The organism is Snuella sedimenti (assembly GCF_016428595.1).
Taxonomy (GTDB): Bacteria; Bacteroidota; Bacteroidia; order Flavobacteriales; family Flavobacteriaceae; genus Snuella; species Snuella sedimenti.
Genome location: NZ_JAELVQ010000042.1, coordinates 1 through 13,702, shown reverse-complemented (window position 1 = coordinate 13,702; position 13,702 = coordinate 1). Strand labels below are relative to the sequence as shown.

The following is a 13,702-nucleotide window of genomic DNA, read 5'->3' as shown; positions in this document are numbered from 1 at the left end:
GTTTGTTTCGAATCCATTTATTGAAGGGGAGCGGATCTATAAGACAGGAGATTTGGCAAGATGGCTTCCGGATGGAGAGTTAGAATATTTGGGCAGGAAAGACGATCAGGTAAAGATCCGTGGTTACCGGATTGAATTAGGGGAGATCGAGAATGTGTTGTCACAGATAGAAGGAGTCAAGGGCTGCTGTGTGTTGGCCAAAGAGGACACAAGCGGAAGCAAACGTTTGGTTGGTTATGTAGTAGCATCAGGAGCGTTTGATAAGGATAGAATACAGGAAAGTTTAAAAAACAGCTTACCAGAGTATATGGTTCCTATGGTTTGGGTAGAAATGGAATCGATGCCATTGACATCGAGTGGGAAATTGGATAAAAAAGATTTACCGGATCCTGATGGTTCTCAACTATCAACGAAAGTGTATGTTGCACCTCGGAATGAAATAGAAGCTATACTTGCTGTGATTTGGGAGACATTGTTAGGCGTAGGGCGGGTAGGTGTTTATGATAATTTCTTTGAGTTAGGTGGACATAGTTTATTAGCAGTACGAATGATATCAAGAATGAATAAAGACTTAGATATAAAATTGGATATAATAACTGTGTTTAAAATGACAACGATTTCACTAATAGCAGAACATATTGCTCTTAAGAAAAGAAACGTGAAGGACGAAACAAAAATGTACAGGCAAATAGAGATTTAAAAACATTAATCCAAAAATATACACTACACATGAAAATTATAGCATTTACATTTGCAGGTGGCAATAAATATTCATTCAATAACTTTTTTCAAAAAGAGTTAAATATTATTGTATTAGAATATGCAGGAAGAGGAACTCGTATGACAGAACCATTACTAACTAGAATGGATGATGTTATTGCTGATTTATATCCAAAAGTAAAAAAGGAAATTCTGATTGGTGAACCTTACATTATTTATGGTCACAGCATGGGGTCTTTGGTAGCATATCAAGTTTGTAAAAAGATTCAAAGGGAAGGATTGCCTTTGCCTATAAAACTAATCATTAATGGAGCCAAAGGCCCACAATATAGTAAAGAGAAAATCATATCTAATTTACCAGATAATGAGTTTTGGAAGGAAATTACAAAACTTGGTGGAGTGCCTGAAGAAATAGTAAATGAAACCGAATTGGTAAACTTCTTTATTCCAATCTTAAAGGCTGATTACAAATGTGTTGAAGATTATCATTTTGATGAAGAGTCACCAACAATAAAAATTCCTATAGATGTATTTTATGGTTCTGAAGAGGATATCACTAAAATAGAGGTGACAGGTTGGAAGGAAGTTTCGTCTAAAAACGTAAATATTACGCAGCTTAGAGGTAATCACTTTTTCTTCTTTGAGCATAAAGAATATTTTACTAAGTATATACAACAGCAAGTGTCTTACAATTATGAATAATACTAATGGAATATTAAAAAAAAAACGAAGCAGATGTAACCTAATGAAATACTCAAAGGAATCATTGAAGAAGGAGCTAAAGAAATGTTAGCCTATCCTGAAATCTGTAGCGTTTCAGTTGGGTTTTATAACAAAGGAGAAAAAAGTACCCATCATTTTGGAAAATTAACAAAAGGTAAAAATAACACAGCCACAAATAGCACCATTTTTGAGTTAGGTTCTGTATCCAAAATGTTTACCGGTACATTAGTTGCAAAAGTTATTTTGGAAGGAAAAATAAATCTGGAAGATGATATACGTAACTATTTACCAGGAAAATATGAAAATCTTGCATTTGAAGGAATTCCCATCCAAATAAAGCATTTACTTACTCATTCTAGTCGTTTACCACATTTTGTATCTCCAAAGTGGGAAAAAATACTCAAAAACGTAGTAATGATACACCAGAACAGTTTTATGAGTTGAGTAAAAGTTATTCAAAAGAACAATTTTTTAAAGATTTAAATAATTACAAACCCGATAGTGCCCCTGGTTCAAGATATTCATACTCTAATGTAGGTGTTGAGATATTAGGATATATCCTAGAAACAATAAATAGGAAAACAATTAGTGAGCTTATTCATGAGAATTTCATTGAAACTTATGGAATGAAGTATACAAAACTTGAACTGAATGAAGAAGATGAAAAACATTTAAGTTCAGGGTACTGGATGAAAAACTCAACAACTTCTCCAAATTTTGTAACACCATTATGGGGAACTTCTGGTTTTTTGTATTCTACACTACCAGATATGTTATGTTTTATAGAATTGCAATTTGATGCACATAATGAAGTTATAAAAGAGTCTCATAACCAATTACTTAAAAAAGGAAGAGACAGGTTTGCTTATATGTGGCGTATCATAGATGATCCTGATGGTTATACGGTCTATTTGCATCATGGACAAACACATAGTATGCAAAATTGGATTTATTTTAATCAGCATAGTAATTTCGGGTTATATATAGTTACGAATCAAAGTGGATTTAGAACAGGAGGCTATTTAATTAAGTTGTCTGAAACGAGTGTGTCTAAAGATAAAAAAGGAACTTAATGGAAAGATATTATTTCTTTACTTCTACAAAATGGATTATACTAAAATCTAAGATCATAGGGGAATAGTGATAAAACTTTCAACCAAAAAACCAACTTTATCAAAAAGCAGAGCGAATTTTTTTAGATAGAATTTAGTAAAAATATAATTGCTCTTTAAAACATCTTGAGGAGTCGAACAAAAAAGGGGCAATTGATAAAATTGTCTATAAATTATATGAATTTACCGAGCATATAATGCATTGTATATTAATGTTATGTGGAATTTAAATGCTAATATATTGAAAGTTATTGAAATTTTTTATACAAAATTTACTGAAGAATTACCAAAATCGTTATTCCATGATTATTTAAATCTTTTACCTAGAAACTTGCAAGAAAAAAATTCACGTATTTTAAGATGGCAGGATAAACACTCTAATTTATTTGGAAAAATTTTGTTAATGGAAGCTTTAAAAAGACATGACTTTAGAAGCTGTACTTTAAAGGAAATAAAATATAACAAGTACAAACGACCATATTTTGAGGCCGATTTTGACTTTAATATTTCCCATTCAGGAGAATATGTCGTTTGTGCTATGGGAGAAAATATTAAATTAGGAGTAGATATAGAAAAAATTGTAGATATAGATTTTAGCCATTTTAGTAAAACTATGACTCCCGATCAATGGAAGGAAATCCTCTTTTCTATTAACCCTAGTAAGACATTTTTTAAATACTGGACCCTTAAAGAAAGTATTATCAAAGCTGATGGGCGTGGGTTGTCAATTCCATTATTGGAAATAGTTGATCAAAATAATATAGTTCATTATGAAAATATCAATTGGTATATAAATAGAATTGAAATTGATAAAGAATATGCCATGTGTTTGGTTACAAATAATGAAAATCTTAAAATTTCTATGAGATATGTAGACTTTTATCAAAAAGAAATAATTCAATAATTTTCTCCTGGACCGATAAAGTCAATATATTATTACTGCTCCCAATTTCACGACAGTTGAAACTTAGGACTTCATAATGGTAAAAAATTATTTTACCTTAAACTCAATAAATTTTTAACATTAAAAATCAAATTAAAATGATCTCAGCAACAAACATAACAATGCAATACCCTATACCCAAAAGATATGTAGAGTATTTGACACAGCCATTTCAAACAAATTATTTTAAAGCCTTAAAAAAAATAAATATCGAAATACAATCTGGTGATAGAATTGCCTTTTTAGGCGTAAATGGCGCAGGGAAAACAACTTTTTTAAAAATTATAGGAGGTTTATTGTATCCTTCTTCAGGTTCACTTTGCATTAATGGTATCGATACTCAAAAACAAAATTTAAAAGCGAGAAAACGCGTTGGTTTCGTTTTAAATGAAGAGCGCAGTTTTTATTGGAGATTGACAGGAAAAAAGAACTTATTGTTTTTTGGAGCTTTGGATAACATAAAAGGTGAAGAATTACATAAAAAAGTGGAAGAATTGCTGAGAATGGTTGGATTAGAAGATTCAAAAGATAAGATTTTTGCAGGTTATTCTTCAGGTATGAAGCAAAGATTAGCAATTGCGCGAGGGTTGTTGTCTAACCCTGATATATTGATTTTGGATGAACCTACGCGAACGTTAGATCCACTTTCTGCAGAAGTAATTGGAACTATAATTTCTGAAAGAATACATAATAAAAAAGAGAGGACATTATTGATCGCGACACATAGTTTATCTGAAGCACAAATTCTATGTAATAAAATATGCTTTATGAAGAAAGGTCAGATTATAGATTATTCTTCCATTAAGAGTATTATTTCTGAATATGGTACATTAGAAAATTATTATAAAAAAATGATGAATGATGAAATGGTTTTAGATAAGGTTCAACAAAAAATAGTTCTGCAGTAAAATTATGATAAACACAAAAAAGATGAAATTATATAAATTATCCTATTTTATAAAAAGAGATTTTGCCATTTTTTTAAGTTATAAAATGGCATTAATAACTTCAACGTTAGGAACTGTTTTTCCTTTATTAACATATTTTTTTATATCTAAGTTAGTCCCTTCACAGGGGCAAAAAGGTCTTTCGGAGATTGGAGGTGATTATTTTTCTTTTGTTTTAATTGGAACGGCATTTACCACTTATTTTATGATGGCGATTCAAGAATTTTCAGCAACTACCCGGAGAGATCAAATGGCAGGATGTTTAGAAGCATTATTAAGTTCTCAAACAGACACCAAGACAATCATATTTATGTCTGCAATATTTAAGTTTATCCATAATGGTACAGTTTTAATATTTATGTTTATTGTGGCCACTCTATTTTTAGGGTTCGATTTATCCAATATAAATATACCTTCAGCTTTTTTAACTTTTATTTTATCTATTTTTGTATTTATTAGTTTAGGAATTTTTTCAGCAGGTGGTACCATTTTATTTAAAAGGGGAGAGCCTTTTAGTATTGTTTTTGGAACCATGAGCTCCTTATTAGGAGGTGCCATTTTTCCTGTTGCCATTTTACCAGATTATCTGCAAACAATTTCTTATCTCGTACCTATTAAATACTCTTTAGATGCCTTGAGATTATCTATATTACGAGGCTACCCTATTGAGATGTTATCAAATCAGTTAATTACTTTATTATGTATAGCTTTGGTGCTTTTTCCTTTGAGCCTAATTTTTTTTGAATGGGCAGTAGAGAAAGGAAAAAGATTAGGAACGCTAATGCAGTATTAAAAGTTAAGTATAAGCTATAGGTGTGAAACTTAAAATTGTCCGGTATTCTTATTTTTTAATCCTTGAATAGAATAATATTTATAAGTGTTAGAAGACTAATGTTTAAACAGTAGTTACAGAGAAAGAAAAGCCTTGCAAGATTGATATTGACATTTAATAAATTTGGTAAGGTAACAGGGAATAAATCATAAGTTGGTTTTGGTCGGTCAAAATAAATGGTTGGAAAAATAAATCGGATATAAGGCTATTTCAAAATATGATTTATAGGAGTACATTTTACTTATGGGGTATGTTCCGAAAAAGGATTTGCCTATTATCTATTCTATGACAGATCTATTTATGAAGGGTTTGAAATCCCTCTTTTAGAAGCTACGCGATGTGAGGTTCCGGTGTTAATTTCAAATCGAGGCGCATCACCGGAAATTTGTGGAAACGCATCTTTAGAAGTTAAATCCATATGATGTCAATGATATGGTCAAAGGCATTGAAACATTCCTTAAAAATGAATCACTGATAAGAAATAAAATAAAATTAGGATTGGAAAGAGTAAACAGTTTACAAGGTAAGAAGCAGTAAAAAAGGCATTAAAATTATTTAGAGAAGCCTTTAACATTTGACTTTTGAAAAATAACATACTGAAGTCTTCTTTCGAATTTTCACTAATTACTTTACTAGTTAAAATTCTTTTTTAAAAGAATAGTAATTAAAAATATAACATATGAAAAAAAAAAATCTCGTGAGTTTTTTATTGTTTCTAACAGTAATAATATCACACGCTATTAATTCTAAAAAAAACACAGATAAAGCAGGTGTTGTTTACGGTAAGGTGTTAGATGCCAATTTAAAACAACCCTTACCTTACGTAAATATTATTATTAAAAACGAACAGGGCAAAATTTTGACTGGAGGAATCACTACCGACGATGGCTCTTTTAAAATAGAGAAAATTAAGGAAGGCCATATCATTATAAACATTCAATATATAGGTTACAAAACGGTTAACAAAACACTACTTATAGGCAAAAACAATTACGATATAGATTTGGGAAACATATTTCTTGAGGAAGCTACCGAAGGGCTGGAAGAAGTTACTATAGTCGCAGAGGTTTCAACCATTCAGCAAAAAGTAGACCGAAAAGTGATAACCATTGGTAAGGATCTAGCTGCAACGGGCAGTGCTTCAGAGTTAATGATTGGCATCCCATCGGTTAGCATCGATCAGCAAACAGGTGATATTAGCCTACGTGGCAACCAAAACGTCCGGGTAATGGTTGACGGTAAACTATCCAACATCCCAACTGCACAACTACTAAAACAAATCCCTTCAACAGCTATCAAATCCATAGAGCTCATTACGAATCCTTCAGCAAAATACAACCCCGAAGGCATGAGTGGAATCATAAATATTGTACTCCACAAAAACACTATGGTTGGTTTTAACGGCAATATTTCGGTGGGGTTAACTCATGAAAAAGAGGCCAAGTTTAACAGTTTCCTAGGTTTAAATTACCGTAATAGAAAATTCAATTTCTACGGAAACTATAGTAACAACATTTCAAAAAACCGAAAAAAATGGCAAATATTAAGACCAGAAAACAACTCGGAACAGTTTTTTAAATTTTTGGACAAAGGACAATCTCACTTGTACAAAATTGGTGTGGACTATTACCTAAACGACAAAAATACCATCTCTATTTTCACAACTCAAAATACTTCAAATAATAGTGCTTTTGGAAAAATCGATGCCTTTTTTTACAACGATGATTCCTATAACCAAAAGCAACTGTTCACCTCTGTAAATAACAACTATTCCTCTCAATATAACTTTGATTATAAGTTAGATTTTGACAAAGAGGGACATAATATTGAATTTGAAGCCGATTACAACATTTTTGAAGATGAAGCTCCTACCGATTTTAAATTCCTTTTAGGCACCAATGAGGACTATCATGATTTTAATTTTACCGATATGGAAAGCATAACCCTAAACTTGGATTACATAAATCCACTATCGGAAACTACAAAATTAGAATTAGGGCTACAAGCCCGATTATTAAATTCAGATATTGCTTACATCTCAACAGGACAAACCTTAAACAACGAAGGGGTATTAAGGCCAACCCCTAGGACCAATTTCGATTATACCCGGGATATTTACTCGGCCTACGCCACTTATAGCAAAACCTTTGACGAATGGAATTGTCAAATAGGGCTACGTGCCGAAAATGTAAAAGAAGATGCTATAGCCTTATCATCGGAAGCCGAAAGTTCACAACGTTTTCAAAACGATTATTTTGAGCTGTACCCATCCGCATTCCTCTCCTATTCCCCTTCGGAAAAAAACGCCTATCAATTAAGTTATAGCCGCCGTGTAGACCGCCCCGGCATAAGTCAGGTTAACCCTATTAAAGAATGGAGCACACCATTAATTTCTTCCTATGGAAATATTAACTTAGAGCCCCAATTTACCAACTCAATAGAAGCCAATTACACCAGAACACTTAATAACAGGAAAGGAACAATAACAGGGGGTGTATTCTATCGGTTAATTACCAACGATATTAGCAGGGCTTTATTTATAGATAGAAGTGACGTTAATTCTGGACGCATTATATTAACTCATGATAATTTCGATGATTACTCGGCTTACGGTGTAGAGTTATCCAGTAATTATCGACCATTTAAATGTTGGAACATTAACTCCAGCTTTGATTTATATTCACAAACTCAAAAAGGTATTGCCGAAAGCTTAACGGCTCCTGTTGAAACCGCTACAATAAATGATATTGAAACAAATGTTGATGAAGTAGACAACGTCACGTGGAATTTAAGAATGTATAATAATTTTAGTTTAAATAAAACAGTAAGTCTAACCGCTTTTGGATTCTACAGGGGAAAGAATAGATCCATTCAATTTGAAACAAAGCCTATGTTTTTTGTAAATCTTGGGGCTCGAGTAGCATTTGCGCAAGGCAAAGGGATGTTCAGTTTTAACTACAATGATATTTTCAATACGATGGAATTTGCTTTTAACGGCACGAAACCATTTGTTCAAAACGGCGCTTTTAATTGGGAAAGCAATACATGGAACGTGAGCTTATCGTACCGCTTTGGAAGTGGAAAGTATAAAGCCAAATCCAGAAGAGTTCGTGATAAAAATATTGAATCAGAAGGTGGAGGATTTATGTAAGAAAGATGAAAGGTTTCATGACGGTAAGTATTTTCCTTTATTTAATAGTTGAAGATGGCTTCAACTTTATGCGATCTGGTTTTATAAAATAATGATTAACCTTAAGTTTTAAAATATTATGAAAAAATTAAAGATTACTTTTTTGTTCTAATAAGTTTGTTTTTTATAAATGAAACATATTTGCGTGTATTTCATTATGAAACTTTGAAGAAGTTTAAGCGTGATTTTGCTTATATTCCTGACCCTTTATATGGTTATAGGTATGAAACGAGTTTGGAGCAAGAATTTGTTTGGCCTGATGTTGAAAAGAAATTTAGGTTTAACAGTCATGGGTTTTATGGGCCTAATTTTTCAAAGATTAAAAAATCAAGGACTTATAGAATAGCTTTTGTAGGTAATTCGGTGACGTTAGGGATAAGAAATGACGGTGATGAAAATTTTGTAATGAAATTACAAAGTTTGTTTAACCAAGATAAATACAATGTTGAGGTAATAAATTGTTCCGTGGATGGAGTAGACAATGATCTTGGTAATTTAAATAGAATAAAATATCAAGTAGCAGAATTCAATCCAGATCTTATTATGTTCAAATATGTCTTTCCGTTAACAAAGCGCCAAATAGTTAGAGGTGTGTATAGGGATTTTATGCTCAAGTATGATTACGATATGAGAGATTCTCTACCTAAAATTTATTCGGAACTTGATAAGATTTACTCAGCTAAAATATTAACTTCTGTATATAATTATTCATATAATATTAGAGGTTTATGTCGCTGGTTACTTAATAACAAAAGTACAGAGTTTGCAAAGTTTTTGATAGAAATATTCATGAAATTAAATGGATATATACTTACGTCACAAAAGGAAAGAATTGGGGTGATTGGAAAAAAAAGAAGGAATACTTTTCATCTAATGAATCATATAATATGTATTTGGATGTAAAAAGATATCTAGACAGCTTAAACATCCAATTTGCTTATAGTTTTAATTCTTTACCTGCAGAATCTAGCCCCATTTATCCTGATTTTAATCTTGACATCAGATGGAATAAAGACTTAGTTCTTCCACATGAAGGTCATCCAAATAATAAAGCTCAAAAGATGATTGCTAATAAAATGTTTAATCTTTTGATAAATTCTTCAATTCCATTGAGTAAATATAAAGAAAATAATTAGTGAGGAAGGTTGTGATTATAAACTCATCCCCATTTTTAAGTGGTGCTGAAATAAGTATGCTCCAGTTGCTTGAAAAGATTGATGCAAAGCATGATTTAATGATAATATCTGGTAATATAGACCATTTCAAAAATATTAAATTGAGTCATGCAGTAGAGGTCTTAACCATTGTTAATAAAGTTCCTTGGTTAAAGTTTTTAAGAAAGACATTTAAGATAAATTTCAAAAGTGTTTTTCAAATAGTGAAGTTTAAACCGGATGTAATTTATTTCAACACAACAAATTCTTTCTTGAATTTTTTTTGGATTGGAATATTTTTTTTAAGAGTAAAGAACGTATGGCATGTTAGGGATAGTTTAAAGAATAAAAGGTGGGTTTTAAGAGTTCTTGAATTTTTTTCAAGTGTGATTGTTTGTAATTCAGAATTTATATCTAACCAATTTCATGATATAGCAAAAAAGAAAATAGTTTATGGAGGGATTGATGTAAACCACTATAAACCCCAATTAAGTATTTCAAATAGAAAAACCAATTATAAAGTGGTAGGTTGTGTAGCCCAATTTACACCTTGGAAAAATCAAATAGATTTCATTAAGGCTGCGGAGATCATTTATAAAAATAACAATAATGTAGAATTTCTTTTAGTGGGCGATATATTAAACCCAAAAGAAGCCACTTATAAAGAATATCTATTAAAAGAGGTATCTAGTCGAGGATTGAATGGTGTTATAAATTTTGTTGGCTTCCAAAAGGATATAATCAATATGCTATCAAGAATTGATGTGTTAATTCATCCTGCTATTGATGAACCTTTTGGACGTGTAGTAATAGAAGCTATGTCTATGGAGATTCCTGTAGTTGCTTACAATTCAGGGGGTATTAAGGAGATAGTCATTGATGAGGAAACAGGATATCTAGTACCTCCTTTTGCTTATGAAAAATTGGCTCTTCAGACCTCGAAATTGTTGAATTCCGATAAATTAAGAATAAAAATGGGAAGCATAGGAAGAAAAAGAGTTGTCGAAAGATTTTCATTGGAAAAACATGTAAAAGAGATGAAAATATTATTCGATAAGGACTAAAGAAATATGAAATGCCCATTAACAGAAATTACTAACCAACCGAAAATAATAATAAGGCATTCCATTCCTGTACTCAGCGCAGTTGAAGCGTGACATTTATAAGCAAATAAACATTAACAGATGAAAAAGGTTCTTATAAACGGGTTACAATTAGGAAGTAAGAATTCAGGAGTTCAGTATTATACGGAGTGTTTGTTTCAGGAAATGAAGCAGATAACCCCATTAAAGTATGAGGTTGAAATCTTAAATCGGGACGTTCTGAATTATGTGAGAAGTATAAGCTTTGTGAGGGTGTTGTTCGAATATTTCTTTTTAAAATCATATATTAAAAAGAACCATTTTGATTTATATCATTCTCCACATTACATTATTCCCAAAAGATTTAAAATTCCAACGGTGGTCACTATTCACGATCTCATAACGTTAGATTTTCCTGAATTATGTAAAAATCAGTCAGTGTTTTATTTTAAGCTCTTTTTAAGAAAAACGATTCGTAATGCAAATATTATAATTACCGTGTCCAATACTGTTAAGAAAGATATATTACGACATTTTGATATAGATGAAGGTAAAATTAGGGTGATTTATCCTGGGGTAAATCCCATTTTTAAAAAGAAGATAGATAATGATGTAGCGTCAAAGTATAATTTACCTAAAAAATACATTCTTTTTGTTGGAACCATAGAAGGAAAGAAAAATCTAACACGATTGGTATTAGCATTTAATAAATTGATAAGGCAACAGAGAATAAATCATAAACTTGTTATAACCGGTCAAAATGGATGGAAGAGTAAATCAGTTTATAAAGCTATTTCAAAATATGGTTTACTGGAGCACATTTTACTCACGGGATATGTTCCTAAAAAAGATTTGCCCATTATCTATTCTATGGCAGATCTATTTGTTTTCCCGTCTATTTATGAAGGGTTTGGAATTCCTCCTTTAGAAGCTATGCGATGTGGGGTGCCTGTGCTAATTTCAAATCGGGGTGCATCACCGGAAATTTGTGGAAGTGCTTCTTTGCAGGTGGATCCATATGATATCAATGACATAGCCAAAGGCATCGAAACATTGCTTAAAAATCAAGCACTGAGAAAGAATAAAATAAGGCTGGGCTTAGAAAGGGTGAAACAGTTTACATGGTCAAAAGCAGCAAAAGAGACATTACAAGTATATGAAGAAGTTTTTAGTATTTAACTTTCTGAAAAATAATATGCTGAAGTCTTCTTTTGGACTTTTAGCAATTACTTTAGTTGTTAAAGTTCTTGGATACGTTGAAAAATTATTATTGGCGAAGTATTTTGGTACTGGTTATGAAGTTGATGTCTACACTGTTGTTGTCACAGTAATATTGAGTTTCTTTTTCTTTTTTAGGGAAATCATTGAACCTGGATTTTTAAGGGTTTTTTTAGATGCCCGTTTAAAAGATAATAACGAGCAACAAGCTTGGAGTATTTTTAATTTAGGAATACGTATCATTCTGGGTATTACGCTTACAATTGCAATTTTAGGAATATTTTATTCAGGTGATTTTATGTCAATTTTTGCACCGGGGTTTGAAGGAGATAAATATTCCTTAGGAAAAGAATTGCTCCAAATGGCAATGCCAGCAACCGTGTTTTTGGCACTATCTACATTAACAAGTATTATACTTAATGCTCATAAAAAGTTTGTTTTTCCTGCTTCCGGTGAAATCGTTTTTAAAATAGCAATTGTGCTATCAATGGTATTTTTATATAGTACTTATGGTATTTTCGGAATTATCATTGGAGTTGTTTTGGGAGCCATTGGAAGACTCGCTGTACATTTGATTAAACTATATAAAAAGATTACTTTAAAGAAACTCAATGTTAAAGCAGTATATAAGAAACAAATATGGACTCTAACCTGGCCTTTACTATTAGGGGTGGGATTCTCCCAAATAAGCTCGTTTATTGATAACGGATTTGCTTCATTTATGCAAGAAGGTGCCATAGCAGCTCTCAGTTATTCAAAGAAAATAGCTGAACTACCGGTTCTTATGTTTCCTTACATATTGAGTATTGTGGCTTTTCCTTATTTTTCGCAGTTGTCAATTGAAAAGGAAAAAAAGAAATTACACAAGTTGTTTAAGGATTGCTTGAAGTGGATATTAATTGTTTTTATTCCAATTACTATTTTCTTTTTGGTTTACGCACATTTCATAATAGAAATTGTATTTCAACGTGGGGCATTTGACGAAACATCTACAATGTTAACGGCTCTTCCTTTTCAGGTGTATGCAGCAGGCTTGGTTTTTTTCGGAGTGGAAACTATTTTGGTGATCTATTACTTCGCAAATGCTGATACTAAAACACCGGTATTTGTTGGAATGGGATGTGTGCTTCTAAACATATTATTAACCTGGGTATTTGTAAAAAGCATTGGTTATGTTGGAATAGCGTTAGCTTTTGTTATTCAAAAAGGAGTCAAAAACAGTATCTTAATTCTTCTTTTAGAAAAAGAAGTAAATATCATTTCTATTAAAAAGATAAGGCCCCTTGTAAATCTCTTAGGGGCATCAATTTTATTTTGGGGACTTACTTTTTTTGGTAAAACTTTTATTTTCGAGAGTAACGACTATAGTCTTCTTCCTAAGATAAGTTTCATGTTATTTAACTTCATAGTTTCAATAACTGTATTTATATTTTTTCTGGTAATTACAGGTACAATAAGTCTGAATAAAAAAGCATTTGTTAGTCGATTTTGATTTTTAATAAGTGAATTCGATATCGAATTCATTTTGTTTTTTCTTTTAAGGTTTATCTCAGTACTCAAAGTTATATAGTTCTTGATAGTTCATGTTACTTTTTTAGCACTTATAGGAGAAAGGTGTTACTTATTCTGAAATATTTAGGTTACAGTTAATGTATTTAAAAAATCGACTTAGGCGTTTTGTAAATATTAATAATATGAGTAAATTCAAGGGATAAATACATAAACTTATGGAGCAAAGATTCAAAAGCCTATCCTTATTCGAATTTCAAGAGCGTTTTTCA

12 protein-coding genes are annotated in these 13,702 nt (G+C 31.4%); all 12 read left to right on the top strand.

Translation table 11 applies throughout. From position 1 onward, the window contains the following. Positions 1-700 (top strand): phosphopantetheine-binding protein (locus JF259_RS17190; protein ID WP_199116946.1); only part of this gene is annotated, 700 nt, incomplete at its 5' end. A 29-nt stretch (positions 701-729) separates the two neighbouring features. After that, positions 730-1,422 (top strand): thioesterase II family protein, encoded by a 693-nt coding sequence (locus tag JF259_RS17185; RefSeq protein WP_199116945.1) that lies wholly within the window; start codon positions 730-732, stop codon positions 1,420-1,422. An 84-nt stretch (positions 1,423-1,506) separates the two neighbouring features. Next, the gene (locus JF259_RS17180) at positions 1,507-1,887 is read left to right on the top strand and encodes a serine hydrolase domain-containing protein (protein WP_199116944.1); all 381 of its coding nucleotides are present in this window, start codon (positions 1,507-1,509) and stop codon (positions 1,885-1,887) included. Next, complete coding sequence (locus JF259_RS17175; RefSeq protein ID WP_199116943.1) at positions 1,830-2,516, top strand: serine hydrolase domain-containing protein; 687 nt, start codon at positions 1,830-1,832, stop codon at positions 2,514-2,516. The genes JF259_RS17180 and JF259_RS17175 overlap by 58 nt, the downstream gene beginning before the upstream one ends. A gap of 280 nt (positions 2,517-2,796) precedes the next feature. Beyond that, positions 2,797-3,459 carry a 4'-phosphopantetheinyl transferase family protein gene (locus JF259_RS17170; protein ID WP_199116942.1) on the top strand — a complete coding sequence of 221 codons (663 nt, stop codon included), beginning with the start codon at positions 2,797-2,799 and terminating at the stop codon, positions 3,457-3,459. 137 nt (positions 3,460-3,596) lie between these two features. Further along, complete coding sequence (locus JF259_RS17165; RefSeq protein WP_199116941.1) at positions 3,597-4,406, top strand: ABC transporter ATP-binding protein; 810 nt, start codon at positions 3,597-3,599, stop codon at positions 4,404-4,406. 22 nt (positions 4,407-4,428) lie between these two features. After that, the gene (locus JF259_RS17160) at positions 4,429-5,238 is read left to right on the top strand and encodes an ABC transporter permease (RefSeq protein ID WP_199116940.1); all 810 of its coding nucleotides are present in this window, start codon (positions 4,429-4,431) and stop codon (positions 5,236-5,238) included. A 718-nt stretch (positions 5,239-5,956) separates the two neighbouring features. Then, positions 5,957-8,428 (top strand): outer membrane beta-barrel family protein, encoded by a 2,472-nt coding sequence (locus tag JF259_RS17155; RefSeq protein WP_199116939.1) that lies wholly within the window; start codon positions 5,957-5,959, stop codon positions 8,426-8,428. A 204-nt stretch (positions 8,429-8,632) separates the two neighbouring features. Further along, positions 8,633-9,370 carry an SGNH/GDSL hydrolase family protein gene (locus tag JF259_RS17150; protein ID WP_199116938.1) on the top strand — a complete coding sequence of 246 codons (738 nt, stop codon included), beginning with the start codon at positions 8,633-8,635 and terminating at the stop codon, positions 9,368-9,370. A gap of 232 nt (positions 9,371-9,602) precedes the next feature. After that, positions 9,603-10,685: a glycosyltransferase family 4 protein gene (locus JF259_RS17145; RefSeq protein WP_199116937.1), complete on the top strand. Its 1,083-nt coding sequence runs from the start codon at positions 9,603-9,605 to the stop codon at positions 10,683-10,685. Positions 10,686-10,805: 120 nt separating this feature from the next. Further along, on the top strand, positions 10,806-11,882 hold the full coding sequence (locus JF259_RS17140) for a glycosyltransferase family 4 protein (protein ID WP_199116936.1): 1,077 nt from the start codon (positions 10,806-10,808) through the stop codon (positions 11,880-11,882). Next, positions 11,860-13,413, top strand: coding sequence for a murein biosynthesis integral membrane protein MurJ (gene murJ / locus JF259_RS17135; RefSeq protein ID WP_199116935.1), 1,554 nt, complete (start codon positions 11,860-11,862; stop codon positions 13,411-13,413). Before JF259_RS17140 ends, murJ begins: the two co-directional genes overlap by 23 nt. The last annotated feature ends 289 nt before the right edge of the window (positions 13,414-13,702 follow it).

Bases quoted from the DNA above. Each gene is read 5' to 3' on its own strand.
- JF259_RS17185 (WP_199116945.1), top strand. From the start codon at position 730: ATGAAAATTATAGCATTTACATTTGCAGGTGGCAATAAATATTCATTC.
- JF259_RS17180 (WP_199116944.1), top strand. From the start codon at position 1,507: ATGTTAGCCTATCCTGAAATCTGTAGCGTTTCAGTTGGGTTTTATAAC.
- JF259_RS17165 (WP_199116941.1), top strand. From the start codon at position 3,597: ATGATCTCAGCAACAAACATAACAATGCAATACCCTATACCCAAAAGA.
- JF259_RS17160 (WP_199116940.1), top strand. From the start codon at position 4,429: ATGAAATTATATAAATTATCCTATTTTATAAAAAGAGATTTTGCCATT.
- JF259_RS17155 (WP_199116939.1), top strand. From the start codon at position 5,957: ATGAAAAAAAAAAATCTCGTGAGTTTTTTATTGTTTCTAACAGTAATA.
- JF259_RS17140 (WP_199116936.1), top strand. From the start codon at position 10,806: ATGAAAAAGGTTCTTATAAACGGGTTACAATTAGGAAGTAAGAATTCA.
- murJ (WP_199116935.1), top strand. From the start codon at position 11,860: ATGAAGAAGTTTTTAGTATTTAACTTTCTGAAAAATAATATGCTGAAG.